Origin of the sequence: Pseudomonas fluorescens, assembly GCF_001708445.1 — a bacterium.
Taxonomy (GTDB): Bacteria; Pseudomonadota; Gammaproteobacteria; order Pseudomonadales; family Pseudomonadaceae; genus Aquipseudomonas; species Aquipseudomonas gorinensis.
The window spans coordinates 4,450,345-4,475,667 of record NZ_CP015637.1 but is presented as its reverse complement, the minus strand read 5'-3'; the positions used below and the strand labels follow the sequence as shown (position 1 = coordinate 4,475,667).

Annotated in this window: 32 protein-coding genes and 4 tRNA genes; 15 read left to right on the top strand and 21 right to left on the bottom strand. The window is 58.8% G+C overall.

The genetic code is table 11. The features are described 5' to 3' along the window. The first annotated feature begins 85 nt into the window (after nucleotides 1–85). Both A7317_RS19810 and A7317_RS19805 read left to right on the top strand, forming a co-directional pair. Entirely contained in the window at nucleotides 86–400 is a 315-nt protein-coding gene (locus tag A7317_RS19810; protein ID WP_081329233.1) for a hypothetical protein, read from the top strand. A 289-nt stretch (nucleotides 401–689) separates the two neighbouring features. After that, nucleotides 690–902: a cold-shock protein gene (locus A7317_RS19805; protein ID WP_003234260.1), complete on the top strand. Its 213-nt coding sequence runs from the start codon at nucleotides 690–692 to the stop codon at nucleotides 900–902. A gap of 73 nt (nucleotides 903–975) precedes the next feature. Here the strand turns inward: A7317_RS19805 and A7317_RS19800 are convergent, their stop codons facing one another. Further along, nucleotides 976–1,296, bottom strand: coding sequence for an I78 family peptidase inhibitor (locus tag A7317_RS19800; RefSeq protein ID WP_069076655.1), 321 nt, complete (start codon nucleotides 1,294–1,296; stop codon nucleotides 976–978). Nucleotides 1,297–1,440: 144 nt separating this feature from the next. Beyond that, nucleotides 1,441–1,749 (bottom strand): hypothetical protein, encoded by a 309-nt coding sequence (locus tag A7317_RS19795; RefSeq protein ID WP_024076471.1) that lies wholly within the window; start codon nucleotides 1,747–1,749, stop codon nucleotides 1,441–1,443. Nucleotides 1,750–1,906: 157 nt separating this feature from the next. On the opposite strand from A7317_RS19795, the gene A7317_RS19790 reads away from it, so the two are divergent. After that, nucleotides 1,907–2,119 (top strand): hypothetical protein, encoded by a 213-nt coding sequence (locus A7317_RS19790; RefSeq protein ID WP_024076472.1) that lies wholly within the window; start codon nucleotides 1,907–1,909, stop codon nucleotides 2,117–2,119. A 33-nt stretch (nucleotides 2,120–2,152) separates the two neighbouring features. Here the strand turns inward: A7317_RS19790 and A7317_RS19785 are convergent, their stop codons facing one another. Genes A7317_RS19785 through A7317_RS19755 form a run of 7 tightly spaced genes read right to left on the bottom strand, consistent with a single transcriptional unit; the run spans nucleotide 2,153 to nucleotide 9,119 of the window. After that, complete coding sequence (locus A7317_RS19785) at nucleotides 2,153–3,181, bottom strand: nucleoside hydrolase (RefSeq protein ID WP_069076654.1); 1,029 nt, start codon at nucleotides 3,179–3,181, stop codon at nucleotides 2,153–2,155. Between the two features lie 26 nt (nucleotides 3,182–3,207). Next, nucleotides 3,208–3,612 carry a D-ribose pyranase gene (gene rbsD / locus A7317_RS19780; RefSeq protein WP_024076474.1) on the bottom strand — a complete coding sequence of 135 codons (405 nt, stop codon included), beginning with the start codon at nucleotides 3,610–3,612 and terminating at the stop codon, nucleotides 3,208–3,210. Continuing rightward, a complete protein-coding gene (rbsK, locus tag A7317_RS19775) occupies nucleotides 3,609–4,526 on the bottom strand; it encodes a ribokinase (RefSeq protein ID WP_069076653.1) in 918 nt (305 codons plus the stop codon). Before rbsK ends, rbsD begins: the two co-directional genes overlap by 4 nt. A gap of 23 nt (nucleotides 4,527–4,549) precedes the next feature. Continuing rightward, complete coding sequence (locus A7317_RS19770) at nucleotides 4,550–5,572, bottom strand: LacI family DNA-binding transcriptional regulator (protein ID WP_024076476.1); 1,023 nt, start codon at nucleotides 5,570–5,572, stop codon at nucleotides 4,550–4,552. Nucleotides 5,573–5,575: 3 nt separating this feature from the next. Next, nucleotides 5,576–6,553: an ABC transporter permease gene (locus A7317_RS19765; RefSeq protein WP_069076652.1), complete on the bottom strand. Its 978-nt coding sequence runs from the start codon at nucleotides 6,551–6,553 to the stop codon at nucleotides 5,576–5,578. After that, a complete protein-coding gene (locus tag A7317_RS19760; RefSeq protein WP_024076478.1) occupies nucleotides 6,550–8,103 on the bottom strand; it encodes a sugar ABC transporter ATP-binding protein in 1,554 nt (517 codons plus the stop codon). The genes A7317_RS19765 and A7317_RS19760 overlap by 4 nt, the downstream gene beginning before the upstream one ends. A gap of 56 nt (nucleotides 8,104–8,159) precedes the next feature. Continuing rightward, the gene (locus A7317_RS19755) at nucleotides 8,160–9,119 is read right to left on the bottom strand and encodes a sugar ABC transporter substrate-binding protein (protein ID WP_024076479.1); all 960 of its coding nucleotides are present in this window, start codon (nucleotides 9,117–9,119) and stop codon (nucleotides 8,160–8,162) included. A 565-nt stretch (nucleotides 9,120–9,684) separates the two neighbouring features. On the opposite strand from A7317_RS19755, the gene A7317_RS19750 reads away from it, so the two are divergent. The 3 genes from A7317_RS19750 (at nucleotide 9,685) to A7317_RS19740 (ending at nucleotide 11,968) form a co-directional block, all read left to right on the top strand. Further along, complete coding sequence (locus A7317_RS19750) at nucleotides 9,685–10,773, top strand: asparaginase (protein WP_024076480.1); 1,089 nt, start codon at nucleotides 9,685–9,687, stop codon at nucleotides 10,771–10,773. 249 nt (nucleotides 10,774–11,022) lie between these two features. Next, nucleotides 11,023–11,274, top strand: a complete 252-nt coding sequence (locus A7317_RS19745; RefSeq protein WP_172831355.1) for a DUF1654 domain-containing protein — start codon at nucleotides 11,023–11,025, stop codon at nucleotides 11,272–11,274. A 4-nt stretch (nucleotides 11,275–11,278) separates the two neighbouring features. Beyond that, a complete protein-coding gene (locus tag A7317_RS19740) occupies nucleotides 11,279–11,968 on the top strand; it encodes an endonuclease (RefSeq protein WP_024076482.1) in 690 nt (229 codons plus the stop codon). Between the two features lie 43 nt (nucleotides 11,969–12,011). Here A7317_RS19740 and A7317_RS19735 read toward each other — a convergent pair whose 3' ends face one another. Further along, nucleotides 12,012–12,377: an SPOR domain-containing protein gene (locus A7317_RS19735; RefSeq protein ID WP_069076650.1), complete on the bottom strand. Its 366-nt coding sequence runs from the start codon at nucleotides 12,375–12,377 to the stop codon at nucleotides 12,012–12,014. 263 nt (nucleotides 12,378–12,640) lie between these two features. Here A7317_RS19735 and csrA point away from each other — a divergent pair, with 263 nt between their 5' ends. The 3 genes from csrA to A7317_RS19720 all read left to right on the top strand — a co-directional run bounded on the left by csrA (nucleotide 12,641) and on the right by A7317_RS19720 (nucleotide 13,684). Further along, nucleotides 12,641–12,835 (top strand): carbon storage regulator CsrA, encoded by a 195-nt coding sequence (gene csrA / locus A7317_RS19730; RefSeq protein WP_003192511.1) that lies wholly within the window; start codon nucleotides 12,641–12,643, stop codon nucleotides 12,833–12,835. A 205-nt stretch (nucleotides 12,836–13,040) separates the two neighbouring features. Beyond that, entirely contained in the window at nucleotides 13,041–13,304 is a 264-nt protein-coding gene (locus tag A7317_RS19725) for a hypothetical protein (RefSeq protein ID WP_024076484.1), read from the top strand. Between the two features lie 95 nt (nucleotides 13,305–13,399). Beyond that, on the top strand, nucleotides 13,400–13,684 hold the full coding sequence (locus A7317_RS19720) for a hypothetical protein (RefSeq protein WP_024076485.1): 285 nt from the start codon (nucleotides 13,400–13,402) through the stop codon (nucleotides 13,682–13,684). A gap of 36 nt (nucleotides 13,685–13,720) precedes the next feature. Here A7317_RS19720 and A7317_RS19715 read toward each other — a convergent pair whose 3' ends face one another. Further along, a complete protein-coding gene (locus A7317_RS19715; RefSeq protein WP_024076486.1) occupies nucleotides 13,721–14,389 on the bottom strand; it encodes an HAD-IA family hydrolase in 669 nt (222 codons plus the stop codon). A gap of 28 nt (nucleotides 14,390–14,417) precedes the next feature. Between A7317_RS19715 and A7317_RS31385 the strand changes: the two genes are divergently transcribed. The 5 genes from A7317_RS31385 (at nucleotide 14,418) to A7317_RS19695 (ending at nucleotide 17,621) form a co-directional block, all read left to right on the top strand. Then, nucleotides 14,418–14,723, top strand: a complete 306-nt coding sequence (locus A7317_RS31385; RefSeq protein ID WP_420492574.1) for an alpha/beta hydrolase — start codon at nucleotides 14,418–14,420, stop codon at nucleotides 14,721–14,723. Nucleotides 14,724–14,810: 87 nt separating this feature from the next. After that, a complete protein-coding gene (locus A7317_RS19710) occupies nucleotides 14,811–15,071 on the top strand; it encodes a DUF2790 domain-containing protein (protein WP_041160981.1) in 261 nt (86 codons plus the stop codon). A gap of 42 nt (nucleotides 15,072–15,113) precedes the next feature. After that, a complete protein-coding gene (locus tag A7317_RS19705; protein WP_024076487.1) occupies nucleotides 15,114–15,785 on the top strand; it encodes a heavy metal response regulator transcription factor in 672 nt (223 codons plus the stop codon). Further along, on the top strand, nucleotides 15,782–17,182 hold the full coding sequence (locus A7317_RS19700; protein WP_069076649.1) for a heavy metal sensor histidine kinase: 1,401 nt from the start codon (nucleotides 15,782–15,784) through the stop codon (nucleotides 17,180–17,182). Before A7317_RS19705 ends, A7317_RS19700 begins: the two co-directional genes overlap by 4 nt. A gap of 121 nt (nucleotides 17,183–17,303) precedes the next feature. After that, on the top strand, nucleotides 17,304–17,621 hold the full coding sequence (locus tag A7317_RS19695) for a hypothetical protein (RefSeq protein WP_223817811.1): 318 nt from the start codon (nucleotides 17,304–17,306) through the stop codon (nucleotides 17,619–17,621). Nucleotides 17,622–17,636: 15 nt separating this feature from the next. Here the strand turns inward: A7317_RS19695 and pcp are convergent, their stop codons facing one another. The 5 genes from pcp to A7317_RS19670 all read right to left on the bottom strand — a co-directional run bounded on the left by pcp (nucleotide 17,637) and on the right by A7317_RS19670 (nucleotide 21,157). Further along, a complete protein-coding gene (gene pcp, locus A7317_RS19690; RefSeq protein WP_024076490.1) occupies nucleotides 17,637–18,278 on the bottom strand; it encodes a pyroglutamyl-peptidase I in 642 nt (213 codons plus the stop codon). 7 nt (nucleotides 18,279–18,285) lie between these two features. Further along, the gene (locus A7317_RS19685; RefSeq protein ID WP_069076648.1) at nucleotides 18,286–19,236 is read right to left on the bottom strand and encodes a DUF979 domain-containing protein; all 951 of its coding nucleotides are present in this window, start codon (nucleotides 19,234–19,236) and stop codon (nucleotides 18,286–18,288) included. Further along, the gene (locus tag A7317_RS19680; RefSeq protein ID WP_024076491.1) at nucleotides 19,233–19,949 is read right to left on the bottom strand and encodes a DUF969 domain-containing protein; all 717 of its coding nucleotides are present in this window, start codon (nucleotides 19,947–19,949) and stop codon (nucleotides 19,233–19,235) included. The genes A7317_RS19685 and A7317_RS19680 overlap by 4 nt, the downstream gene beginning before the upstream one ends. A 240-nt stretch (nucleotides 19,950–20,189) precedes the next feature. Beyond that, the gene (locus A7317_RS19675; RefSeq protein ID WP_024076492.1) at nucleotides 20,190–20,615 is read right to left on the bottom strand and encodes a GNAT family N-acetyltransferase; all 426 of its coding nucleotides are present in this window, start codon (nucleotides 20,613–20,615) and stop codon (nucleotides 20,190–20,192) included. Nucleotides 20,616–21,080: 465 nt separating this feature from the next. After that, nucleotides 21,081–21,157: transfer RNA gene (locus A7317_RS19670), tRNA-Val, on the bottom strand. 184 nt (nucleotides 21,158–21,341) lie between these two features. Here A7317_RS19670 and A7317_RS19665 point away from each other — a divergent pair. Next, a complete protein-coding gene (locus A7317_RS19665) occupies nucleotides 21,342–22,625 on the top strand; it encodes an NAD(P)/FAD-dependent oxidoreductase (protein ID WP_024076494.1) in 1,284 nt (427 codons plus the stop codon). Nucleotides 22,626–22,856: 231 nt separating this feature from the next. On the opposite strand, the gene A7317_RS19660 is transcribed toward A7317_RS19665, so the two are convergent. From A7317_RS19660 to A7317_RS19640, 5 genes are all read right to left on the bottom strand, one after another. Continuing rightward, nucleotides 22,857–22,933 (bottom strand) — tRNA-Asp (locus A7317_RS19660). A 105-nt stretch (nucleotides 22,934–23,038) separates the two neighbouring features. Then, a tRNA-Asp gene (locus tag A7317_RS19655) sits at nucleotides 23,039–23,115 on the bottom strand. A gap of 19 nt (nucleotides 23,116–23,134) precedes the next feature. Then, nucleotides 23,135–23,210, bottom strand: a tRNA-Val gene (locus A7317_RS19650). Nucleotides 23,211–23,317: 107 nt separating this feature from the next. Then, nucleotides 23,318–24,082 carry an SDR family oxidoreductase gene (locus A7317_RS19645; RefSeq protein WP_051448900.1) on the bottom strand — a complete coding sequence of 255 codons (765 nt, stop codon included), beginning with the start codon at nucleotides 24,080–24,082 and terminating at the stop codon, nucleotides 23,318–23,320. Between the two features lie 11 nt (nucleotides 24,083–24,093). Further along, the gene (locus A7317_RS19640; protein ID WP_010566994.1) at nucleotides 24,094–25,305 is read right to left on the bottom strand and encodes an O-succinylhomoserine sulfhydrylase; all 1,212 of its coding nucleotides are present in this window, start codon (nucleotides 25,303–25,305) and stop codon (nucleotides 24,094–24,096) included. Between the last annotated feature and the right edge of the window lie 18 nt (nucleotides 25,306–25,323).

The following is a 25,323-nucleotide window of genomic DNA, read 5'->3' as shown; positions in this document are numbered from 1 at the left end:
TAGCGGTAAAAGTGAACTTGAGCTGTACGCCACGCCTCAAACCCACTGAGAATCGCTGTTCGTCCTCGACCCAAAGGAGCATCCCATGATGCGTTTTACCTCGACCCTCGCTCTCGCCGCTACCCTGAGCCTCCTTTCCCTCGGCGCACAAGCAGCTGCGCCTTCCAACTGGCCAGCCGGTGCCCGTGACAGCTTCGTTAAAGACTGCACCTCTGCCGCCAGCCAAAATGTGGACGTCAAAACCGCCAAAGACCATTGCGAATGTGGCGCGAACAAAATCAACGCCGAATTGAGCACGGCCGAGATCAAAGAGCTGATGACCAACCAGAACGCCAGCCCGGACCTTAAAAACAAGGCGGTCGCGGCTATTTCGTCCTGCAAGGTCGTGAAGAAAAAGTAATATTCACCCCTGATCAGACGGCCGTTTTGCTGGAAAAACACCTCGAAAACTGCCATTTCTCACAAATTACGCAGCTTTTACGGCTTTTTTTACCAGCTTATATTTCGCACAAAAGCCCCGTAGATCGGGGCTTTCAGCCGATTCAGGTAGTAAACGCAACGCTATTGACTCGCAAACAATGCCTTGGGGGGGCTCCCAAGTCGAACATTTCGACTATGATAGCCCGGTGTGCCCAGTTGGCCTGAGCAGCACAGCACTACTGAAAATATATGTTTCTTGGAGATACACCATGTCTAATCGCCAAACCGGCACCGTTAAATGGTTCAACGATGAAAAAGGCTTCGGCTTCATCACTCCTCAAGGTGGCGGTGACGACCTGTTCGTACACTTCAAAGCTATCGAAAGCGACGGTTTCAAAAGCCTGAAAGAAGGCCAAACCGTTTCCTTCGTGGCTGAGAAAGGCCAAAAGGGTATGCAAGCTGCACAGGTTCGCGGCGAGTAATTCTCCGCTGAGCTAAAAAAACCCCGTCCATGTGACGGGGTTTTTTATGGGTGGCGCAAAAACCCGGAGGCTGTCAGCCGCAATTGACCCGCGTGATCACCAGGTTGTCGTCGGTGTTCAGGTTCAGGCGGTCGGAGCGGTATTCCAGGGTGATCATATCGTTGGGCTTGAGGATCCGCGCATTCTGCGCACCGGCGCGGGCGCGGGCCTGCTCCAGCAGTTGGGGCGAGGCTTTCTGGCCAATCGCGAACTCGGCGGCCTTCGACTCACAGCGGCTATGGCCGGTGTCGGCCGTGGCGGCGTCTTTGGCTGGCTCAGAGGCACCTGGGGTGCTGCAACCCGACAACGCGAGTGCTGCCAACAAAGTACCGAATGATGCGAGCTTCCAAGGCATGAAGCCTCCTATGATAAAAAATGAACAGAGATCGTGCGACAGCCGTCAGACGGATTGGTTTCAAGACGTAAATCGCCTGCGGGCAAGTCTGCCTGACTCAGCGCGGGCATTCGCCCGGCCAATCGTGACCAGATATGAACGTACTCAGTAGATATCAATGTAGTCAAACCGTGGCGTCGGCCAGTTCTCCTTCAGCGCATTGAAAATCTGCATGACCCAGACTTCGTCGCTGGCCGCCACATTGCCTACATACCCAGAGCCCTTGGCCCACGTTTCCAGACGAAACAGCAACCCATCAATATCAACGCCACCCACCGCTTTGCCCGATGAGATATAGGCGATACCGCTCTTGGTCACGCGCAACTGGGTATGTTCATCGTCGCTGGCACTGGCGATCAATTGGCGCACGGCCACCAGCGTCAGGCTCTCGGGGTTGTTCAAATCGATCTGCACCTGGTGTTCCCCGGCAGTTAAACAGGCGACCAGTGTCGCACAGCCTTCCCCTCATGCCTAAGTAGCAGTGCCAAACCCTACGCAAAATGGTTAACTGCCCCCCGCAAGAACCCCATTTCAGCGCACTGCCCAGCACTTTTCAGATCGTGAGCCGCCCATGAGTACCGTAACCCTTCAAGCCGATATCAAAGCCAAATGGCACCAAGGACAGAGCTCCTACAGCCCCGGAAGCCCGGAAGAATTGGCGATCATTGGCATCGACCTGCTGGTCAAGGAACTCGGCACCCAAGCCGCACAGGCATTCATCGGCCAGATATTCGAGAAATACCCGACCGATTACCGGGGTGCACACGACCCCGAGCGCGATTAAGAACCGGCCGGCGAGCGCCAACCGGCAACTGCATTACTTCAGGCGTGCCAAGCGCTCGGTCAACAGATCGAAGAAGCCCTGGGCATCGCCGTTCTCAACCCAGAACACATTCTTTTCCTGCTTCAGGCCGTCATACCAGTCGACGATGGTCTGGCCGAAGGTCGGTCCTTCGCGGCTGTCCACCACCATATTGGCCTGACGCCCACTGAACAGAGAAGGCTTGAGCAGGTAGGCAATCACGGTGGCGTCGTGCACTGGGCCACCTGGGATGCCGTAGTGCTCCATGTCACCCTTGACGTATTCATTGAGAATATCGCCGACGACCTTGCTCGCGTTGTTCTTGATGTCCGCGATCTTTTTCAGGCGCGCCTCGCTGGTCAGCACCTTGTGGGTCACGTCCAGCGGCAGGTAGGTCAGCTTGACGCCACTCTTGAGCACGATCTCGGCCGCTATCGGGTCGGCGAACAGGTTGAACTCAGCCACCGGCGTGATATTGCCGCCATTGAAGTGCGCGCCGCCCATTACCACCACTTCCTTGATGCCTTGGGTAATTTCAGGAGCCTGGGTCAATGCCAGCGCCAGGTTGGTCTGTGGGCCGAGCATGGCGATGGTGATGCTGTGGGGCTTGGCGGTGCTGAGGGTCTTGATCAGGTAGTCGACAGCATTGCCTTCGGCCAGGCCTTTTTTCGGCTCATGCACCGTCACACCGGAAATGCCTTCCTTGCCATGGATATTCTCGGCATAGATAGGCGTACGCAGCAGCGGTTTTGGCGCACCGGCGTACACCGGGATGTCCTCACGCCCTGCCCACTCGCGGGCCAGGCGCGCATTGCGCGATGTCTTGTCCAGGCGCACGTTACCTGCGACGGTGGTCAGCGCGCGAATATTCAACTCCTCTGGGGAAGCCATGGCAAACAGCAAGGCCACCACGTCGTCAGCGCCCGGGTCGGTGTCGATGATCAGGTCGATTTTTTCCGCCGCTTGGGCGCTTGCTGCAGTGAGTGCGGACAAAAGCAGGACACTCCGGAACAGATTTCTCAGGTTGGGAAGACTACGTTGCATGGAACACTCCTTGTCGTTGGGAAACGCTAGAACGTGACGCCGGACACCAGCGCGATATTGCAATAAGGCTGGCACTCACCGGTGCGAACAATGGCGCGCGCGTTACGGCTGAGCTGCTTGAACGCTTCATGGCTGACCAGGCGACGCTCGCCGAGATGGGCCTGTGCGTTCAGACTGTTCAGCTCAGTCAGCGCCGGTGGCTGCTTAAGCAGGATTTCTTCGGCCAGCACATGGCTTTCCACCTGCATTTCACTGAGCACGATGCGCAAGGTACTGATGAAATCGGGAATGCCCTGGGTCAGCGCCAGGTCGATCAACTCGACACCCGGCGGTACTGGCAGACCAGCATCGCCGATGACCAGAATATCGCCGTGCCCCAGGGAGGCGATCACGCGCGACAGAGCAATATTGAGCAGGGGTGTCTTTTTCATGAGGGCACAAAACCTTGTACGTCGTGCAGCGTAGGGATGGAAGGCTGGGCGCCGTCACGGGTCACCGACAGCGCCGCCGCCACTTGGCCGAATCGAATAGCCTCGGCTTCGCTCTTGCCGCTGGCCAATGCCGCGGCAAAGCCACCCACAAAAGTATCACCGGCCGCCGTGGTATCCACCGCCTTGACCTTGGGCGCCACCAGGTGTTCAAAGCCATGACCATCGGCGAACAATGCGCCCTGGGCACCAAGTGTAATGATGACTTTACCCGCGCCCGCCTTGATCAATTCGGTCGCAGCCAGCCTGGCGCTGTCGAGGGAGTCGACCGCCACACCGCTCAGCGCGGTCGCCTCGCTTTCATTGGGAATCAGGTAGTCGATCGAGGCATACCACTCGGTCGGCAAAGGACCGCTGACCGGCGCAGGGTTAAGAATAACCGTCTTACCCAGCTCACGACCGCGCTTGAGCGCATGCCCCACAGTCTCCATTGGCACTTCAAGCTGGCAGACGATCACATCGGCGGCCTGCAGCACCGCGTCAGACGCCTGCAATGAAGCCGGCGTGAGTTCACCGTTACTGCCCGCGACGATCACAATGGCGTTCTGGCTGCTGTCATCTACGACAATCAGCGCCACGCCGCTGGAGCCGGCAACGGTGCTCACAGCCCCGCAATCGATGCCTTCCACCCGCAGCGCATCGCGCAGCTGGCTGCCGTAGGCATCAGTGCCGACACAACCGATCATCGCAACCTCGGCCCCCAGCCGCGCCGAAGCCATGGCCTGGTTGGCGCCCTTGCCGCCGGGAACGGTGGAAAACGATTGGCCGATCAAGGTTTCACCGGCACGGGGCAAGCGACTGGCACGGGTCACCAGGTCCATGTTCAAGCTGCCTACTACCACTACTTTTGCTGGCATACATCAATACTCATCAATTCGGTTCAGCGGTATTGGGCGAACACACCGGCAATTGGCGCCGTCGACTCACGCAACACGATGCTCGGCGTCACGATGCGTTGATCGATCGGCAGTTGGGGTGTCGCAATCCGTCGCAGTAAAAGTTCGGCAGCCGTCTCGCCCAGTTGCACGATCGATTGCCCGACCGTGGTCAGCGCCGGGTAGACGTAACGGCCCATTTGAATATCGTCGAAACCAATCACCGACAGCTCGCCGGGCACGCGGAGATTACGCTCAGCCGCCGCGCGCAGCACACCAAAGCCGATCATGTCGTTGCTGGCGAAGATTGCGCTGGGCGGGTTTTCTGCCAATAACTGCACAGCCGCAGCATAACCACCGGTACTGGTGAAGTCGCTTTCCCGGGTGCGATCAGCCGCCACCTCCACACCCGCCTCGCGCAGCGCACGGTGATACCCCGCCAGGCGCATCTGCGCCACGCGGGTATGGACTGGGCCGCCAATACAGGCGATGTCCCGGTGACCCAGTTCAAGCAAGTGCCGGGTGGCCAGGTAAGCGCCCTCCTCGTGGTCGATACGCACCAGGTCAACGTCAATGCCGTCCAATGCCCGGTCGACGATGACCATGGGCGTGCGCACCGCGCTCAAGCCCGCGGCGAGGCCGCTGTCGTCACCGCCCACGGAGGTCACGATCAAGCCATCGACACGTTTTTCCAGCAACACCCGCAGGTAGCTGCGTTGCTTTTCAGCATTGTCGTCGGAATTACACAGGATCACGCAATAGCCATTGCGCTCGCAGTAATCCTCGATGCCTCGGGCCAGCTCGGCAAAATACGGGTTGAGGCTGTTGGGTACCAGCAGGCCAATAGTCGCCGTGGTCTTGGCCTTGAGCGAGCGCGCGACGGCGCTGGGCACGTAGTCCAACTGCTTGATCGCGGCTTCCACCTTGATGCGCACCGGCTCGCTGACCGGACGCGTCTTGTTCACCACATGAGACACGGTGGTGTAGGAAATACCGGCAAGCGCTGCCACATCCTTGATCGTTGCCATGGCTCAGCCTCGCCGACTGGCGCGTTGGCTGCGGTAAGTATCGAGGACCACGGCAATCACGATCACAGCACCGGTGATGATGCGCTTGGTGGGCTCCGTGGCACCGATCTGCGCCAAGCCAGCGGCCAGCACCGAAATAATCAACACACCAAAGAACGTACTGATGACCGAGCCGCGCCCACCCATCAAGCTGGTGCCGCCGATCACCACCGCAGCGATCACTTGCAGTTCCAGGCCGGAACCGGCGTTCGGGTCTGCCGCTTCCAGGCGTGATATCTGGAACAACGCCGCCACGCCAGCCAGCAGGCCCATGAGGCTGAACACCAGGATCTTGTAGGGCTTGGGATTGATCCCTGCCAGGCGCACGGCTTCCTCGTTCGTGCCGATGCCGATCAGGTAACGACCAAACACGGTACGGGTCAACACCAGTTGGGCAACGATGATCACCAGCAAGGCGATGATAAATGACGGCGAAATGCCGAAGGCAATCGGGTTGGACAACCAGGCGAAGGAATCACCGATATAGGCGGTGCGCGAGCCGGTCATCTGGTACGCCACACCGCGTGCCATTTCCAGCACGCCAAGGGACACGATGAACGACGGAATGCGCCAGGCCACCGTGATCGAACCCGTAATCGTGCCAGCCAATGCGGCGCAGCCCATGCCGAGCAAGGCTGCCGGCAACACGCTCCAGCCCCAGCCAAGAATCGCCACGCTGACGGCCGATGCCGCCAGTGCCAGCACCGAGCCCACTGACAGGTCGATACCGCCGATAATCAGGATGAAGGTCATGCCCACTGCCAGCACCATCAGGTCTGGAATCTGGTTGGCCAGGGTGCTGAAGGTGTCGTAGGACAGGAAGTGATCACTGAGCACCGAAAACAGCGCAATCATCGCCAGCAACGCACCTGCCAGCCCCAGGTAGGTGCCCAGGCCGTAGAAGTTGCCAGCTGCTTTACCGGGGGAAGTTGTTGTTTTCATGGGGTATCCCTAAGCGCGGCGTCATTGAGCAGCGCATCACGTTTCTGATAGCCGGCAAACGCGGCGGCGAGCAATTCGTCCTGGGTCCAGCTGTCACGTTCGAAGGTCTCGATCAGGCGCCCGGCGGACAGCACGCCGATGCGGTCGCAGATCAGCATCAGCTCACGCAGGTCACTGGACACCACCACCAGCGCTTTACCCTGGCGAGTCAACTCGCCGAGCAAGGCATAAATATCGAACTTGGCCCCCACATCGATACCGCGGGTCGGCTCATCGAACAGCATCACCGAGCAGTCGCGCTCCAGCCAGCGGCCTATTACCACCTTTTGCTGGTTGCCGCCGGAGAGCTCGGACACCAACTGCGCCGGGCTGGAACTGCGGATGCGCATGGCATCGATCTGGCGCTTGGCCAAGGCGGTTTCATCGCGGCGATTCACTACACCGCCGCCAGAAATTTCCGGCATGTTGCCCAAGGCAATATTGGCGCTGATGGACTGGGTCAGCAGCAGGCCTTCGCCCTTACGGTCTTCGGTGATCAGGGCAATGCCGTGGCCTACCGCGTCCACAGGTGAACGAATGCTGACAACCTGGGCTGGGGAGCCCAGCGCCACGGTGCCGCTGTCGGCGAGGTCGGCACCGAAAATGAGGCGTAGCAACTCGGTACGACCAGCGCCGATCAGGCCGGAGATGCCATAGATCTCGCCAGCACGCACTTCAAAGGACACATCACGAACCTTGTCCGAACGCGTCAGGTTTTTCACCGTCAAGGCGGGACCGCCGATTGTCCGCGGGCCCAGATCGATGTGCTCGCCGAGCTCGCGACCGACCATCAAGGTGACCAGTTGCTCACTGTTGTAATTGGCCATCGGCTCGACACAGACCAACTTGCCGTCGCGCAGTACCGCAATGCGCTGGGCTACACGGGCCAACTCTTCGAGCCGGTGCGAAATATAAATGATCGCCACGCCCCGGGCCTGCAGGCGAGTGATTTGTTCAAACAGCATCTCGACTTCACGGGCGGTCAGCATGGCCGTAGGTTCGTCGAGGATCAGCACATGGCAGTCGCCGATCAGGTTGCGCGCGATTTCGACCATTTGTTGATGGCCGATGCCCAGGCTGCCAACCAAGGTGTCAGGGTCGATTGCATCCAGGCCGACCTGAGCCATGGCGTCGATCGCGGCTTTACGCAGTTGCTTGCGGCTGATCCAGCCACAGTGGCTGGGCAGGTTGTCCAGGAACAGGTTTTCGGCCACGGTCAGCGTTGGCAGCAGGTTGAGTTCCTGCATAACCATACGTACGCCCAACCCTTCGGCCTGGGTGCGACTGCCTGGACGGAAGTCCTCGCCATTGAACTGCATATGCCCGGTGGTCGGTGTGACCAAACCGCCGATGATCTTCGACAAGGTACTTTTGCCTGCGCCATTTTCACCGGTCAACGCCAGCACTTCCCCGCGATTGAGCGTCAGGGTGATGTCGGACAGAACCGGTTGGGCATAGGTCTTGCCGATACCGCTGACCGAGAGGACAGCGTTCGGGGCGGAAGATGACATAGGAAAATCTCCAGGCGCCCGCTCAGGACGAGCGGACGCTGTTGGTGCTGCCAGGATTACTGCTTGGTAACGAGTTCGACCGGAGTTTCGATCACACCGTCTTTGGCGTCGACTTTTTCACCCTTGACCAGCTTCAGGGCATTCTGGATACCGAACACGGCTTGCTGGGCGGCAGCCTGGTCAGCAGTCGCCAAGACTCGGCCGTCCTGCAGCATCGGCTTGATGGCCTCGATGTTGTCGTAGCCCACCACCATCACTTTCCCCGCCTTGCCTGCTGCACGTACCGCAGACACTGCGCCCAAGGCCATATTGTCATTACCCGCCAGCAGAGCCTTGATGTCCGGGTATTCGCTCAACATCGCAGACGCCACTTTCTGGCCCTGGTCGATTTCCCAGTTACCGGATTGGGTGGAGACGATTTTCATACCGGCAGCGTCCATCGCATCCTTGAAGCCTGCGGTGCGCTGCTGGGCATTGGTAGTGGTCGGCACACCTTCAATGATGCCGACCTTGTCACCCGAGGCCAGTTTCTTGGCCAGGTAGTCGCCCACCAGCTTGGAGCCTTTGCGGTTGTCGGGGCCTACGAATGGGATATTGAGGTTTTTGCTTTTCAGTACGTCCGGGTCCAATCGATTGTCGATGTTGACGACTTTGATACCGGCGTCGGAGGCTTTCTTCAGCACGGTGACCAGCGCCTTGGAATCGGCTGGGGCGATGACGATAGCGTTGACCTTGGCAAGGATCATTTGATTGACGATATCGATCTGCGCGCTGGTATCGGTTTCGTTCTTGATACCGTTGGTGATCATGTCGAAATCAGCGGAGTGCGCCTTTTGGTAATCTTTCGCCCCCTCCTGCATCGTCACGAAAAACTCGTTGGCAAGGGACTTCATCACCAGGCCGACCTTGGGTTTGGCGGCAGTATCGTCAGCGAATGCAGAGGAGAGTGGTAAAGCGACGGATGCGGCAGCAAGCACAGCGACAGCAAGAAGACGTCCAGCAAATGGCAGCTTCATGGGTTCACTCCGATCTTATGATTATTGTGAGCAACGCTTGCACCGAAAAGCGCTTCGGCAGCCCTCCCACCTGGGTGGCTGAAACGAGCTTTCACGAGACTCAGGGAGCCACCCGTGAAATATCTCGCAAACGTTTGCGTTATTCAAACTATGAGAACCTTGTCGAGATTTGTCAACGCTGGAAAACAACCTTTCATCCAGGCCCTCTATCCCCTGCCTTGCCGCTCGATCGCACCGATCAGTAAACATCACCTGCGCCCAGTCGTTCTCTAAAACGACAGGCCATGACGCCTCCGTCGCGCAGAGTGTCCGGAGAGTTCGTCACTGCTTTCGGACAACCGAACGCGAACCCACTCTGTTGTTCGGAAAGCCGGACAACGGGCCAGCCAACCGGTCCGAAACAGTGAAAATAAATCGTTTTAAATCAATAGCTTAATTTATATACAAGGCCACAATCAGACTGGTACAGATCCTGCTCTTCCCTAACACCTCGCGGCGTTCAGAACCGCCCGGGTGTTCTAGATGAACTTGCTACCGCACTCATCAAAAACCAGAGAGAAAAATAATGAAATCTGCATTGAAGAACATTGTTCCGGGCGCATTAGCCCTCCTGCTGCTGTTCCCCGTTGCCGCCCAGGCAAAGGAAGTTGAAACCAAGGCCAAACTCTCCAACGTAGTGATCCTCGCTACCGGTGGCACCATTGCTGGCGCTGGTGCCAGCACGGCCAACAGCGCTACTTACCAGGCAGCCAAGGTCGGCATCGAGCAGTTGATTGCCGGTGTTCCTGAACTGAGCCAGCTTGCCAATGTGCGTGGCGAACAAGTGATGCAAATCGCATCGGAAAGCATCAACAACGAAAACCTGCTGCAACTGGGCCGCCGCGTCGCCGAACTGGCCGACAGCAAGGACGTGGATGGCATCGTGATCACCCACGGGACCGACACCCTCGAGGAAACCGCCTACTTCCTGAACCTGGTGGAAAAAACCGACAAGCCTATCGTGGTCGTCGGCTCCATGCGTCCAGGCACCGCCATGTCAGCCGATGGCATGCTCAACCTGTACAACGCTGTCGCCGTTGCCGGTAGCAAAGATGCCCGCGGCAAAGGCGTGCTGGTAACCATGAATGACGAGATCCAGTCGGGTCGCGACGTCAGCAAGATGGTCAACATCAAGACCGAAGCCTTCAAGAGCCCATGGGGTCCGCTGGGCATGGTGGTCGAGGGTAAATCCTACTGGTTCCGCCTGCCGGCCAAGCGTCACACCATGGATTCGGAATTCGATATCAAGACCATCAAGAGCCTGCCCGACGTCGAAATCGCCTACGGCTACGGCAACGTAGGCGACACTGCCGCCAAGGCCCTGGCCCAGGCCGGCGCCAAAGCCATCATCTATGCCGGTACCGGCAACGGCTCAGTGTCGTCCAAGGTTGTTCCTGCCCTGCAGGAGCTGCGCAAGCAAGGTGTGCAAATCATTCGCTCGTCCCACGTGAATGCCGGCGGTTTCGTACTACGCAATGCCGAACAGCCTGACGACAAGTATGACTGGGTCGCCGCCCACGACCTGAACCCGCAGAAAGCGCGGATCCTGGCAATGGTTGCACTGACCAAGACCCAGGACAGCAAGGAACTGCAACGGATGTTCTGGGAATACTGATTACTAGCCATACCCCGTAGGGACGAGCTTGCTCGCGAAAGTGGTTAACGATGACGCGGTCCGTCTGGCTTAACCTATTGCCTTCAAGTCTTTCGCGAGCACGCCCGCCCCTACAACTCTTCGCCCCCCGCCCCGCCGCTACACAAAAATCCCAAATCACTGTCAGACGGCCTTGTTTAACTTTAAGCAGTTGCGAAACTGCCTACAGTTAAATACTGTATGCACGTACAGCTAACTAAGGAATATTCCGTGGCAACGTCCTCTTCCGCAGCACCAACCCTGCCCGATGCCTATCAACGCCTGGCCGTTCGCGTGCAAAAAGTCATCAATTCGACCAATGCCCAAAAAAACAAGGCGGCCTTGATCTTCCGTTTGCCGGATGAGCCGGAGGACGAGTGGGCGCGTTTGCTTGAAGAGATCGCAGAAAACGACAACGTTACCCTCGCCTATCGGGACGACGGTGGCGTGCAGATTTTCTGGGTTGTGCCGAAGGAAGACTGATTCAATGAGTGTCCGTTTTATTGCTGTGCTTTGCTTGTTTTTTGCCGTCACCGCCCATGCCCAAGCGCCCCGAACGTTCAGCGAAGCCAAAAAAATCGCCTGGAAACTCTACGCCCCACAATCCACTGAGTTCTACTGCGGCTGCAAATACACCGGTAACCGCGTGGACTTGAAAGCCTGCGGTTATATCCCTCGTAAAAACGCCAGCCGCGCTGCACGCATCGAATGGGAACACATTGTTCCGGCCTGGCAGATCGGGCACCAGCGCCAGTGCTGGCAGAATGGCGGACGCAAGAACTGCACACGCCATGATGAGGTGTTCAAGCGTGCCGAGGCGGACCTGCACAACCTGGTGCCGAGTATCGGTGAGGTCAACGGCGATCGTAACAACTTCAGTTTTGGCTGGCTGCCGGTGCAAAGCGGGCAGTACGGCTCATGCTTGACCCAGGTCGACTTCAAGGCCAAGAAGGTGATGCCGCGCCCGTCCATACGCGGAATGATTGCCCGGACGTATTTCTATATGAGCAAACAATACGGCTTGCGCCTGTCGAAACAGGACCGGCAACTTTATGAAGCCTGGGACAAGACCTACCCTGTGCAGCATTGGGAGCGTCAGCGCAACCAGACCGTGGCCTGTGTGATGGGGCGTGGAAATGAGTTTGTCGGCCCGGTGAACCTCAAGGCCTGCGGTTGAACGCGGGCGGGAGCACTCGGCGTGCTCTCGCCCTACCTGCCGGTTACTGCGCAGTCTTGTGCTCGACAACCTGCGATTCGGTGTCGCTTTTCTTGGCGCGGGCCAGCTTTTCCGTGAGCAGGGCCTGCTTGGCTTCCGCATCGGCCTTGGTTGCGAATGGCCCCAAGTACACTTCGTCCTTGCCGTTTTCCTTCACGATATAAAAATTGAAACCATGCTCCAGCAACCACGCGGTCAGGTCGGTGATCGCCTGTAGCTTGTGGTCAGGCGGGCCTACCCAAACGTCCCATTCCTGGGCAGCAATCGCGCCGGTCTGTGGCTGGTTTTCAGTCACGGCAGGCTTGGCCTTGGGCGCTTCGACAGGTTTGCCTTCACCGCAACCGGCCAATGCCAACACCGCAATTGCCATCGCTACTTTACGCACTGCCCTGCTCCTTAAAGGATAAAGAGGCAACTTTATCATTCGCTGTCTATTCTGGCCGTCATAAACGTTGGCTTAAACAATGCGAATGATGTATCGCAGACCTGTATGATGCCGCCATGGGAATTAATGTTGCCTCTATGCGTCCTAAAAAGAGGCAGTCACAGGGAAGCGCTTAGCAGTAAGCTACACACATCCGACACCTGCCCTGTCTGAAACATGTGTCCTTAAAAGTAATCAAGGAGAAGTCCATGCTGATACTCACCCGCAAAGTTGGTGAAAGCATAAACATCGGTGATGACATTACGATCACCATCCTGGGCGTCAGCGGCCAGCAAGTACGAATCGGCATCAACGCACCCAAGGACGTTGCCGTGCATCGCGAGGAGATCTACCAGCGCATCCAGGCTGGCCTGACAGCTCCGGACAAAAACCAGACTCCTTGAAGCACTCCAGTAGCCAGCCTTTTCGCTCTGTAACGGCTGGCGAAAACTGCCTAGACCTGCTCGCGCCTTATTCTTGTCCCGCGCACTGCCCTTGCATCTGCATTGGCAGATGAAACTGTCTTCATCCCTGGAACTTGTCGCGCGATTCGCAGCCGAAACTCCTGACTCACTCTGCCGACATCTGAGCACACTCAGGAGCACGCCGATGAGGCGCACCTCAACACAACGCTTTATCACCTATTCCTGGGCGATCGCCGTGCTGATCGGGTTGGCCTTTGCCGGCCTGGAATATGGTTTGAGGTTCGAAATTGAAAGGACAGACGCCACCGACGCCCCTTCATGGCTGGATCTGGCTTTGTTTTTGTGCGGCTACCTGTTCATGTTCTGTCTCAAACCGATCCAGAAGGCCATCCAGCGCAAGTTGTGCCAGCGAGCCACCCACCGCGCCCACCCAAAAAACGCGGGTTGATAGGTCGCAGTTTCGCTAATAGATCACCGGTGTTTACAGTCTTCCAACAGGATCTATGCTTGGGCTTGCACGATCAGTGAAAGGTGCTTACGCAGATGGACACCCTCAGCAAATCCCAAATCGAATCTGCCCTGGCAAGCCGCCTGCCCAGCTATACCGTCAATTGCACGTTGCATGCCGACGGCACCCTCTCCGCCATCCTCAGCGGCCCGGAAACCGACCACTTCGCGATTACCGGCATTGTGCGCGCGCATTATCGCGGGACTGAAGCGATTGCCCGCCTGGCCAATGAAATCCTCAGGGAAATGGTGCTGTCACGCCAGGGCATGAGAAGCAGCCGACTGCAACAGGTGCCGCCTGGTCATACATCCTGCGAATAGGACCGAGACCGCCAAACCGGGCTCGGCTTTTTCGCATCAACCTGCCAGGCGCCGCAAGCGCAGCAAACCGCCACCGTCGTGCTCGACGTGCAAGTGTTCATACCCATCGGTGGTGGCATGCGCAGTGTGCATGGTCGTCAGGTGAGTCGAGGTCACGACCATCACATCCGCGCCAGCGGCCTCGCCTGCCCGAATACCTACCGTCGCATCTTCGAACACCAGGCAGTCCTGTACCGCCGCCCCCAGGCGCTGTGCGCCCAGCACATAACAGGCAGGGTCAGGCTTACCACTGGCCACATCTTCAGCCGTCACCAGCACCGCAGGCGGAGTGATGCCGGCCGCTTGTAGCCGGCGCAACGCCAACTCCCGGGGGGCAGACGTCACCAGCGCCCATTGGTCGCCAGGCAGACGGTTCAAAAACTCAACGGCACCGGGAATCGCCACGACGCCTTCGACATCATTCAACTCCGCCTCGGTAATCCATTGCGCCTCCACCTCAGGATCAACCCCAGGCAACGCCTGGCGGGTAATGGTATCGATGGCCCGAGCGCCATGAATGGTAGTCAGGAAGGCCTTCACGTCCAAGCCGTGACGTTCAGCCCACATACTCCAGACCCGCTCGGCGGCAGCAATGGAGTTGAGCAGGGTCCCGTCCATATCGAACAGGAAGGCGCGGTAAGGCCGGGTAAAGACGCGGATGGACACTGCTGGGCTTCCTCTTGGACGGTGACAAATGATGAGCCCGTTGCAATCTACGGGTCAGCTCTGCAGTTGTAAACGCGGCGGACAAGCACTCCAGCGATTTCATGGTTCCTGGGCTGACGGCTCCAGCTGGTCCGAAGTGATCACCCGACTCCAAGCCGCCCCTACCGTACTGGTCGGCCATTCCTACGCCGGCAGCGTGGTCAGCGACTCGGGAGTAAACCCGAAGGTCAGCGCATTGGTGTATGTGGCTGCCCGTGCGCAATGGAGTGGAAAAGCACGACGGCTACCTCACCCTGAGCCAGGACGCCTTCCTCTTATTACGAACTTGTCATGATCCTGTTGGTTGGCTGTTTGTGTCGCCTGGTTACTGTGAACTCACTGCCAACGACCGGGCAACCCGCCCTTAACGAGAGATACCTCCATGAAACTGTTTGCCCTTGGTTTTGCCGCTTTACTGGCCACCGGTTCGGTATTCGCGGCCGACACTCCAGCTGCCACGGACGTGATCCACGACAAAACCGGCTTCTTCGTACACCTGGACGTCGCCAAAGTTCTGTCGAGTACCGACACTTACGGCCAATGTGGAATCGTCCCGGCACAACTCAAATACCTGGACCACCAGGACCGCGAACATGTGCTGGACTATCAGGTCCAAGGCATCGGCTGCGCCAATGACAATTGATCGGGCTACACTTGCGCCACGCACTGAACCAGGGCACTTCCCATGAACATCCTTGTCGTTGAAGACGAGCCCAAGGCCGGCAATTACCTGCTCAACGGCCTGCAGGAGCTGGGCTACTCCGTAAGCCTCGCCCGTGACGGGGTAGATGGCTTGCACCAGGCCTTGGAAACGCCATTCGATGTGATCGTACTCGACGTGATGATGCCGAAAATGGACGGCTGGGAAGTGCTGCGGCGCTTGCGCAAGGAGGCCGACACGCCGGTGCTGTTCCTCACCGCCCGCGATGACATTGCCGATCGCATCAAGGGCTTGGAACTGGGGGCTGATGACTACCTGATCAAACCTTTCTCCTTTGCCGAACTGGTCGCGCGCCTGCGCACCTTGACCCGACGCGGCCCGAGCCGCGAAGAAGAACACCTGAACATCGCCGACCTGCACATCGACGTGCTCAAGCGCCGTGTCACCCGTGCCGGTACGCGCATCACCCTGACCAATAAAGAGTTCGCCCTGCTGCACCTGTTTGCCACGCATCAGGACCAGCCGTTGTCCCGCTCGTTGATTGCCTCGCGGGTCTGGGACATGAATTTCGACAGCGACACCAATGTGGTGGACGTAGCCGTGCGGCGCCTGCGCCTGAAAATCGATGACCCGTTCCAGCTCAAGCTGATCCACAGTGTGCGGGGCATCGGCTACCGTTTCGATACCCAGCCATGAGCCCAAATCGACATTACTCCTTGACCTTGCGCCTGGCGTTGATCTTCGCCTTGCTGGCCTTTGTGCTGCTGGCCACCCTGGGCGTGGCGCTGTACCGTGAGCTGGAGCGTGAGCTGATCATGCGCGACGACGCCGCATTGATCTACCGTATCGACCAGTTGCGCAACCTGCTCAACGACAGCAACACCCTGGACCTGATCAAGACCAAGCCGGAGCTGTTCCAGAACATGCTGGGCAATCGCGAGTCGGTGCTGAGCATCACAGCGCCTGGCCAGCCCCCCCTGCTGGTCGTCAACCCCGGCAACATCGAGGTGCCATCCGTCCCCCCCGTGCCGAAAAACCATACCCTGGCGTTGACTGACGTACACCATTTTCCCGGCGTGAATGGCGTACCGTTCGCCATCGTTGCGGCCTCCATCGACTCTGGCGACCTGGGCAGCCTGCAAGTCACCACCGGCCGCCTGATGACTGAACGCACCGCCGTGCTCGCCAGCTACCGATTGAGTGTGTATATCCTAGCCAGCATCGCGGCAATCTTCCTCGCCCTGGTGGGCTACCTGCTGGTACACCGTGGCCTGCTGCCCTTGCGACGCCTGGCGCGGCATGCCCGGGGCATCGGTGTCGGCAACCTGGCTGAACGCCTCGACAGTCGTGGCACGCCCAAGGAGTTGCTGCCGATGATCGACTCGTTCAATACCATGCTTGAACGCCTGGCCAAGGGCTTTACGCAACTGGGCCAGGTATCCACCGACATGGCCCACGAACTACGTACACCGATCAACAACTTGCTGGGGGAAACCCAGGTCGCCTTGCAACAGAGCCGCAACGTCGAAAGCTACCAGCAGTTGCTCGCGTCTAATGTAGAAGAGCTTGAACGCCTGGCCCGCATGCTCGATAACATGTTATTCCTCGCCCGCACCGACCCGGCAAGTGCATTGCGCCAGCGCCAGGAATTAAGTGCAGCAGACGAAGTGGAACGCATGGCTGATTACTTCGAAGGATTGGCGAGTGATGCAAATATGCACATCATCGCCGAGGGCGCGGGCGTGATCTGGGCCGAGCCGATGCTGCTGCGCCGCGCATTGGCCAACCTGTGCGCCAATGCCATCAAGTATGGCGCTCCTGATTCCGATCTGTTGATCCAGGCGCTTCCCAATGCAGAAGGCATCCACCTGAGGGTCAGCAACCAGGGCGACACCATTGCTGCCGAACATTTGCCGCGACTGTTCGAGCGGTTCTACCGGGTGGATGAGTCACGGGAGCGGTCGGCACAGTCCAATGGGCTAGGGTTGTCGATCGTGGCCACCATCATGCAGTTGCATAACGGCCGGTACAGCGTCAGCAGCCAGGACGGCGTGACGTGTTTTGAGTTGTTCTTTCCGCAACGGGGTCACTGAGCGCCGCGGGCCAGAACTTCGGTGGTATTTTGCAAAAATTTGTCGGTCACCCTCTGCTCTGACTCCCACTATTCTTTTCTCCCAAGCGCTCTCTCACACGATTTAAAACAGGTGTCAGGCTTTGCAGAAAAAACAGTATCGATTTGGCTCGACGAATACGCTGAATACCCCGACTCAAGGCAGAGCGGGCGGAGGAAATGACGGAGGTCCCGGTGTGGAAAAACGATTGAGCTCACTGGAAAAGAGGCTGGCTGAAATGAAAGAGAAGCTATTCACCGTTTCAAACAGGGCAGACTCCATGGAAAAGCATTTCGCTACCAAGGCGGACCTCGCAACCACTGAACTGAATCTCATCAAATGGTATGTCGCAACGGCGTTCGCCATGACAGGCCTGGCCTGTGCGATCACCTTCGGGCTTACCCGACTGCTTGCCACCTGAAGTCAACCCGACAGATCAGCTGACCTGCCCGCCCGCTTCCGTTACATCCACGGATGTTTGCCACGCCGTCAGCACAGCCACCTGCAACCCTTTGACCAGCGTGGTCAACGCCATTGAAGGCTGCCCCGAGACAACCACCTGCTCCGGCAGGTACGGCACGTGAATGAAACCACTGCGTACACCCGTTCCTGCGAGTGAGTGCTGCAAACGGTAGAACACTTGGTTGCAAACGAACGTCCCCGCTGTCTGCGAGACTGAGGCTGCTATACCCGCCTCGCGCACGGCCTTGACCATGGCCTTGATCGGCAACGTGGAGAAGTAGGCTGCGGGCCCATCGACCACTACAGCCGTGTCAATCGGTTGCTCCCCCAGGTTGTCGGGAATACGGGCGTCATTCAGGTTGATCGCCACCCGCTCTATGGATATCTCGCCACGCCCAGGCCCCAGGCCCGTCGCGATGATCAGGGCCGGGTGCAACTCATCTATCAGTTGGGCCAGGCACTCGCCGGCAGTGGCAAAGGCGCAGGGCAAACGACGCGCAACAATTTGCACATCTTCACCCAACGGCATGCCATCCAACTGACGCACGGCCTCCCAGGATGGATTGATCGCGTCTTGATCAAAGGGCTCGAAGCCCGTCAGCAGAACGATTCGCATCCTGGCCTCACATCAACAGGTAAAGCAGGACAATATTGACCACCAGCATCATCAACGCGGTCGGCAACTGCGCCTTGATCACCGCGTTTTTGTCCGGCAGCTCCAACAAGGCGGCCGGGACGATATTGAAGTTGGCCGCCATCGGCGTCATCAGCGTACCGCAGTAGCCGGAAAACATGCCGATCGCCGCCATCACCGCCGGGTTGCCACCGTAGATACCCACCAGCACTGGCACACCGACGCCACCCGTCATCACCGGGAAAGCCGCAAAGCCGTTGCCCATGATCACCGTAAACAAGGCCATGCCCAGCACATAAACCATCACTGCCACCAACTTGTAATCCAGGTTGATGTAGGTGGTGGTGACGTGGGCGACGGCCGTGCCCACTCCGGCTTCATTGAACAGCAGCCCGAGCATCGCCAACATTTGCGGGAGCACCATCGCCCAGCCAAGGGCTTCGGTCAGGCGGCGGGATTCGCGCAAGGCTTGCACCGGGGTGTCGCGAGTCAACCAGCAGGCCAGGCCGAGGGCGATCAGGCAGCCGATACCGAGGGACACAAAGGTGGTGTTCTTCGGGTCCAGCAGCGGTACGCCGCCGATCTCGGTGTGCTTGAGCAACACCGAACCAATCACCGTCGTCAGCGGAATGGCCAGCGCCGGGATAAACAACTTGTGGCCCAGTCGGCCGGCACTCGCGCGGGAAGCCTTGTCGTGCAATTCGGCATGGGCGCCACGGCCAACCCCGCCCAACCCTGCGATCAACGCCATCACCACCACACCCGCCCCGATCACCACCGACGGCAGGCGCTCGCCCACCAGAAACGGAATAGCGAACAGCAACCAAAACAGGGTGCTGGACCAGCGCTTCGGGTGGCTACGATCCAGCAGGATCATGCCGGCAGTGATCAACAGCAACACACCGGCGAGCCAATACAGGTATTGAATGGAAATGATCATTGGGCGGCCTCCACTGGCGTGGCGACGGCGGTCATTTCCCGCGTCAACCGTCGATCAAATCGATGCAACCGAATCGCGTGGATGATAAAGGCGCAAATCGCCGTGGGAATGCCCCATACCGCGATGTGCAACGGTTCCACATCTATCCCCGAACCAAGCAAGAAGGTGTGCATCAGCGCGATTGCGCCAAAGGCGACAAAGATGTCCTCACCGAAAAACAGTCCGACGTTATCGGTCGCCGCGCACATGGCCAGCACCTTGTGACGCAGTTTGTCCGGCAATTTGCCAAAGCGCTTTTCCGCCGCACCTTCGGCCATCGGCGCGAGCAGCGGGCGCACCATCTGCGGATGCCCACCAAGGCTGGTCAGCCCCATGGCAGCGGTCGACTCACGCACAAACAGGTAGATGATCAACAAACGCCCGACCGTGGCGCGTTCGAAACGAGCGATCCAGTTCTGTGCATGCAGGCGCAAGCCATGGCGCTCCAACAGCCCGATGACAGCCAATGGCAGCAACAGAATCAATTGCAGGGCGCGGGTCTGAAGGAAACCATCGCCCATGGTGGCGAGGATTTTCTCCAGCGGGAAATGGGCAGCGAGCCCGGTGGCGATAGCGGCGGCGGTGACCACCAACAGGGGATTGAAGCGCAAGACAAAGCCAACCACGATGACGAGTACGCCGATCAACGGCCATAGATTCACAACAGTTTGCATGGCGGTGAGGTCCTTAAGTGCGCGCTGCGGCGCCATTACAGCAGGATGTGAACAAAGGGTTCACAGCAAGAAAGTGGCGTGCAGTCGGCTCGGTTTTTTATTGTTGACCTGGAAGGTCGAGCGTCGGTGGCGGCATCTTTGCCGCTTGGGGCGGGGGGTGTCCAACAAGAAAAGTTGTTGCTGTAAACCAATAAATTTTGTGGGTAATGGGCGCCAGGTAAACCGGCGCCCTGGGAGGATTCAGGCCAAACGTTTCTGGAAAAAGTGGCGTTGGTGTCCCGGTGGATAATCGGCAATATGCCCGAACTCAGTGAACCCCAGCTTTCGATAAAACCCGGGCGCCTGGAAACTGAAGGTATCCAGCCAGATCCCGGTGCAGCCATGCTGCCTGGCCAACTCTTCAGCGGCGCGCATCAGGCGGGAGCCAGTACCTTGGGTGCGTAACTGATCGGGAACACTCAACAACTCAATGAACAACCATCCGTATGAAATCTTCCCATACAGCCCACCGACCACCTCTTCAGTGACAGGATCCCGCAGCAAAATCCCTACGGTTTCGAACGCCATATCGCCGGTATGACTGAGGTTATACGCCCTCAACGGTTTGAGGATTGCCTCACGCTCCTGTGCCGTCACGTCGAACGACACTTCCATTAACTGCTCCATCGCTGCCTCCCCGGTTGAATTCAAACAGTGCCCAGTATGGCGTCAACCCTGCAAAAAAGGGCCAACCTCTCGGTTGGCCCTGCGATCGCGCGCCCTCAAGACAGCCCTGTATCAGAGCTGGCCTGAGGCTAGACAGTGAAGAATCCCAATCCGAAACTATACTCAACCAATACGGTGCGCATTCCTGCGCATCGTTTACGGCATGATTGCCGACAAAGAGGTAGCCAACATGTACGCCGGGCAAATGGGTATGGCGACAACGAATGGTGAAATACGCTGCCAGATGATAGCCCAGATCATCTGCCTGCTCGCGGTGGCTCAGCTTTTCTGCTGATCGATCCGCCCTCACTTTTCAAAGCGAGCCGCGTCAGTGGCCAGGCGACGCCGTGCCCAAATTCCAGACAACAAAAAAGGGCCCACCTTTCGGTGAGCCCTTCTAGACCGCCCAGCAGAGCGGATTTTGTTTGGTAGGCGCGATTGGACTCGAACCAACGACCCCCACCATGTCAAGGTGGTGCTCTAACCAACTGAGCTACGTGCCTGCTGTGAGGCGGCATTCTACGGAATTTCGGAGGGGTGTCAACATCTTTTTTGCAGCTAACCCTATGAATATGCGAATTTTTTATTTGCGGCTGGTGCATTTGCATTTTTCGGGTGGCTGGCAGGCAATTTTCAACTCAGGTAGGATCGGGGCACTCGTAAAAAATATAAAACAGAGGTTCCAGGATGGCGAACACCCCCTACCCCCAGTCGTATTACGCTGCGTCCGCCAACGCGGTCCCTCCGCGTCCGGTACTGCAAGGCGAAGTGGAAACCGATGTGTGCGTGATTGGTGCCGGCTATACCGGCTTGTCCAGCGCACTGTTTCTACTGGAAAACGGTTTTCGCGTGACGGTGCTGGAAGCCGCCAAGGTCGGCTTTGGCGCGTCGGGCCGCAATGGCGGGCAGATCGTCAACAGCTACAGCCGCGATATCGATGTGATCGAACGCAGCGTCGGGCCCAAGCAGGCGCAATTGCTGGGGGACATGGCGTTTGAAGGCGGCCGGATCATTCGCGAGCGGGTGGCCAAGTATCAGATCCAGTGCGACTTGAAGGACGGCGGTGTCTTCGCCGCACTCAACAGCAAGCACATGGGCCACTTGGAATCGCAGAAGCGCCTCTGGGAACGTTATGGCCACACACAACTGGAGCTGCTCGACGAGCGCCGTATCCGCGAAGTAGTAGCCTGTGACAACTATGTCGGCGGCCTGTTGGACATGAGCGGCGGGCATATCCACCCACTCAACCTGGCGCTGGGTGAAGCGGCGGCCGTGGAGTCTCTCGGTGGCACGATCTATGAGCAGTCAGCAGCCGTGCGCATTGAGCGCGGCGCCAACCCGGTGGTGCACACGACCGAAGGCAAGGTCAGGGCCAAGTTCATCATCGTGGCGGGCAATGCCTACCTGGGCAACCTGGTGCCGGAGTTAGCAGCCAAGTCGATGCCCTGCGGCACTCAGGTGATCACAACCGCACCACTCGGGGATGAACTGGCCCAGTCGCTATTGCCGCAGGATTACTGCGTCGAGGACTGCAACTACCTGCTCGACTACTACCGACTCACCCGGGACAAGCGACTGATCTTCGGCGGTGGCGTAGTGTATGGCGCGCGCGACCCGGCAAATATCGAAGCGATCATCCGCCCGAAAATGCTCAAAGCCTTCCCTCAGCTCAAGGACGTGAAGATCGACTACGCCTGGACCGGCAACTTCCTGCTGACCCTGTCGCGCTTGCCGCAAGTCGGCCGCCTGGGCGACAACATCTATTACTCCCAGGGTTGCAGTGGCCACGGCGTGACGTACACACACCTGGCGGGCAAGGTATTGGCCGAGGCACTGAGAGGCCAGGCCGAGCGCTTTGATGCGTTTGCCGACCTGCCGCACTACCCGTTCCCGGGCGGGCAACTGCTGCGCACGCCGTTTGCGGCGATGGGGGCCTGGTATTACGGGCTGCGAGACAAGCTGGGGTTCTGATTGGAAAGTTTGCCTGGGATGTGACAATGCGGGCTCATTGAGACCCAGTCGTTGCTATCGCAGGCAAGCCAGCCGCCATCGCGTTGCGATGGCTTGCGCGGGCGCATTGACCAGCACCAAATTGCAGACACAAAAAAACCCGGTCTTTCGACCAGGGTCTTTGCTATCGGATCAAAGTAGCCAGTGGCTTTCTTTGTGCTTCAAGGCGTTCAGTGGGCCTTGATGCAGATATGGCGCAGCGGACGGGACTCGAACCCGCGACCCCCGGCGTGACAGGCCGGTATTCTAACCGACTGAACTACCGCTGCGTATCGCTTGACCGGCTGCGCGTGATGCCTCAACCGTCTTTAAACATCTGATCAATCAGCCTTGGCTGTTCAATCTCAAGCCCGACAAGTCAGGCCTGGAAAATATGGCGCAGCGGACGGGACTCGAACCCGCGACCCCCGGCGTGACAGGCCGGTATTCTAACCGACTGAACTACCGCTGCGCGTAACACTTGAAGCGAATGGTGGGTGATGACGGGATCGAACCGCCGACCCTCTGCTTGTAAGGCAGATGCTCTCCCAGCTGAGCTAATCACCCTTTGCTTCGTTGAGGCCGCGAAATTTACGCAGGTAGAGGACCTAAGTCAATAGCCCGCTTGAAGTTTTTCTGAAAAAGACAAAATTGCTTCAAGAGCGCTAACCGCCCTACTCGCTGTAAATCATCTTCTTGCTCATGCCACCGTCCACCACAAACTCTTGCCCCGTGACAAACCCGGCCTGACGCGACAGCAGCCATGCCACCATCGCAGCCACATCCTCCACCGTGCCAACCCTCCCCGCCGGATGCTGGGCATGATCGGCTTCGGTCAGTGGTTCTGCACGTCGCGCAGCGGGGTCACGCGCATCGATCCAGCCAGGGCTGACCGCATTGACCCGCACTTCCGGCCCAAGGCTCATCGCCAGGGCGTGCGTGAGCGCCAACAGGCCGCCCTTGCTCGCGGCGTAGGCTTCGGTGTCTGGCTCCGACTGACGAGCGCGGGTCGACGCCAGGTTGACGATGGCTCCCCCATGGGCACGCAGGTAAGGCGCACAGTGCTTGGCCAGCAGCATCGGCCCGCTGAGGTTCACCGCCAGCACGCGATTCCAGTAGGCCAGGTCGAGGCTTTCCAAGGTGATATTGCGCGGGTCGGCCACTGCTGCGTTGCAGACCAGCGCGTCCAGGCGCCCGAATTGCCCGAGCACTTCGGCCACGCCCTGGGCGACCTGCTTTTCGTCAGCCACGTCCATGGTAATAAACCAGGCGTTGTCGCCCAGCACCCCGGACACCTTGGACCCGCGCTCGCGGTCCAGGTCGGTCAATACCACCTGCCAGCCTTCGCTGATCAACCACGCCGCAATCCCCAGGCCAATGCCCCGTGCAGCGCCCGTCACCAAGGCGACACGCCCGTTACTGGCTGTTGCAGCCTCCATGGACCACTCGATCACAAGGCCGCCAGCCCACGAGCCAGGTCAGCCTGCAAGTCAGCCACGTCTTCCAGGCCCACCGCAATGCGGATCAGGCTGTCACGAATACCCGCCGCTTCACGCTCTTGTGGCGCAAGACGGCCGTGGGAGGTGGTGCTCGGGTGGGTAATCGTGGTCTTGCTATCACCGAGGTTGGCGGTGATGGAGATCAGGCGCGTCGCATCGATAAAGCGCCAGGCGCCCTCTTTGCCGCCCTTCACTTCAAAACTCACCACGGCGCCAAAACCGCGCTGCTGGCGCTGGGCCAACTCATGTTGTGGATGGCTCTTGAGACCGGCGTAGTGAACCTTCTCGATACCATCCTGCTGCTCCAGCCATTCGGCCAGGGCCTGGGCGTTGGCACAATGGGCCTTCATCCGCAGGCTGAGGGTTTCCAACCCCTTGAGGAAGATCCAGGCGTTGAACGGGCTCAGGGTCGGACCGGCAGTGCGCAAGAAACCCACCACTTCCTTCATCTGCTCGCTGCGACCGGCAACAACACCGCCCATGCAACGACCCTGGCCGTCGATAAACTTGGTCGCCGAGTGCACCACAATGTCCGCGCCCAACTTCAGCGGCTGCTGCAAGGCAGGCGTGCAGAAGCAGTTGTCGACCACCAGCATCGCGCCTTTGGCGTGGGCCACTTCGGACAGCGCGGCGATATCCACCAACTCGGCCAACGGATTGGACGGCGACTCGACGAACAGCAACTTGGTGTTGGCCTTGATCGCCGCATCCCAGCCCGAGAGGTCCGCCAGGGGCACGTAGTCCACTTCGATACCGAAGCGCTTGAAATACTTCTCGAACAGGCTGATGGTCGAACCGAACACGCTGCGCGACACCAACACGTGGTCGCCGGCGCTGCACAGGCTCATCACCACCGCCAGGATCGCCGCCATGCCGGTAGCCGTGGCTACCGCCTGCTCAGCACCTTCCAGCGCAGCAATACGCTCTTCGAACGCTCGCACAGTCGGATTGGTATAACGCGAATAGACATTGCCCGGTACTTCACCGGCAAAACGCGCGGCGGCGTCGGCAGCAGTGCGGAACACGTAGCTGGAAGTGAAGAACATCGGGTCACCGTGCTCACCTTCGGGGGTGCGGTGCTGGCCAGCGCGCACTGCCAGGGTATCGAAAGCTACGCCATCGAGGTCGCTGTCCAACCGACCGGCATCCCATTCCTGACTCATGCTGCGACTCCTTACTCA

Bases quoted from the DNA above. Each gene is read 5' to 3' on its own strand.
- A7317_RS19810 (WP_081329233.1), top strand. From the start codon at position 86: ATGATGCGTTTTACCTCGACCCTCGCTCTCGCCGCTACCCTGAGCCTC.
- A7317_RS19805 (WP_003234260.1), top strand. From the start codon at position 690: ATGTCTAATCGCCAAACCGGCACCGTTAAATGGTTCAACGATGAAAAA.
- A7317_RS19800 (WP_069076655.1), bottom strand. From the start codon at position 1,296: ATGCCTTGGAAGCTCGCATCATTCGGTACTTTGTTGGCAGCACTCGCG.
- A7317_RS19790 (WP_024076472.1), top strand. From the start codon at position 1,907: ATGAGTACCGTAACCCTTCAAGCCGATATCAAAGCCAAATGGCACCAA.
- A7317_RS19785 (WP_069076654.1), bottom strand. From the start codon at position 3,181: ATGCAACGTAGTCTTCCCAACCTGAGAAATCTGTTCCGGAGTGTCCTG.
- rbsD (WP_024076474.1), bottom strand. From the start codon at position 3,612: ATGAAAAAGACACCCCTGCTCAATATTGCTCTGTCGCGCGTGATCGCC.
- rbsK (WP_069076653.1), bottom strand. From the start codon at position 4,526: ATGCCAGCAAAAGTAGTGGTAGTAGGCAGCTTGAACATGGACCTGGTG.
- A7317_RS19770 (WP_024076476.1), bottom strand. From the start codon at position 5,572: ATGGCAACGATCAAGGATGTGGCAGCGCTTGCCGGTATTTCCTACACC.
- A7317_RS19765 (WP_069076652.1), bottom strand. From the start codon at position 6,553: ATGAAAACAACAACTTCCCCCGGTAAAGCAGCTGGCAACTTCTACGGC.
- A7317_RS19760 (WP_024076478.1), bottom strand. From the start codon at position 8,103: ATGTCATCTTCCGCCCCGAACGCTGTCCTCTCGGTCAGCGGTATCGGC.
- A7317_RS19755 (WP_024076479.1), bottom strand. From the start codon at position 9,119: ATGAAGCTGCCATTTGCTGGACGTCTTCTTGCTGTCGCTGTGCTTGCT.
- A7317_RS19750 (WP_024076480.1), top strand. From the start codon at position 9,685: ATGAAATCTGCATTGAAGAACATTGTTCCGGGCGCATTAGCCCTCCTG.
- A7317_RS19740 (WP_024076482.1), top strand. From the start codon at position 11,279: ATGAGTGTCCGTTTTATTGCTGTGCTTTGCTTGTTTTTTGCCGTCACC.
- A7317_RS19735 (WP_069076650.1), bottom strand. From the start codon at position 12,377: ATGGCAATTGCGGTGTTGGCATTGGCCGGTTGCGGTGAAGGCAAACCT.
- csrA (WP_003192511.1), top strand. From the start codon at position 12,641: ATGCTGATACTCACCCGCAAAGTTGGTGAAAGCATAAACATCGGTGAT.
- A7317_RS19725 (WP_024076484.1), top strand. From the start codon at position 13,041: ATGAGGCGCACCTCAACACAACGCTTTATCACCTATTCCTGGGCGATC.
- A7317_RS19720 (WP_024076485.1), top strand. From the start codon at position 13,400: ATGGACACCCTCAGCAAATCCCAAATCGAATCTGCCCTGGCAAGCCGC.
- A7317_RS31385 (WP_420492574.1), top strand. From the start codon at position 14,418: ATGATGAGCCCGTTGCAATCTACGGGTCAGCTCTGCAGTTGTAAACGC.
- A7317_RS19710 (WP_041160981.1), top strand. From the start codon at position 14,811: ATGAAACTGTTTGCCCTTGGTTTTGCCGCTTTACTGGCCACCGGTTCG.
- A7317_RS19705 (WP_024076487.1), top strand. From the start codon at position 15,114: ATGAACATCCTTGTCGTTGAAGACGAGCCCAAGGCCGGCAATTACCTG.
- A7317_RS19700 (WP_069076649.1), top strand. From the start codon at position 15,782: ATGAGCCCAAATCGACATTACTCCTTGACCTTGCGCCTGGCGTTGATC.
- pcp (WP_024076490.1), bottom strand. From the start codon at position 18,278: ATGCGAATCGTTCTGCTGACGGGCTTCGAGCCCTTTGATCAAGACGCG.
- A7317_RS19685 (WP_069076648.1), bottom strand. From the start codon at position 19,236: ATGATCATTTCCATTCAATACCTGTATTGGCTCGCCGGTGTGTTGCTG.
- A7317_RS19680 (WP_024076491.1), bottom strand. From the start codon at position 19,949: ATGCAAACTGTTGTGAATCTATGGCCGTTGATCGGCGTACTCGTCATC.
- A7317_RS19675 (WP_024076492.1), bottom strand. From the start codon at position 20,615: ATGGAGCAGTTAATGGAAGTGTCGTTCGACGTGACGGCACAGGAGCGT.
- A7317_RS19665 (WP_024076494.1), top strand. From the start codon at position 21,342: ATGGCGAACACCCCCTACCCCCAGTCGTATTACGCTGCGTCCGCCAAC.
- A7317_RS19645 (WP_051448900.1), bottom strand. From the start codon at position 24,082: ATGGAGGCTGCAACAGCCAGTAACGGGCGTGTCGCCTTGGTGACGGGC.
- A7317_RS19640 (WP_010566994.1), bottom strand. From the start codon at position 25,305: ATGAGTCAGGAATGGGATGCCGGTCGGTTGGACAGCGACCTCGATGGC.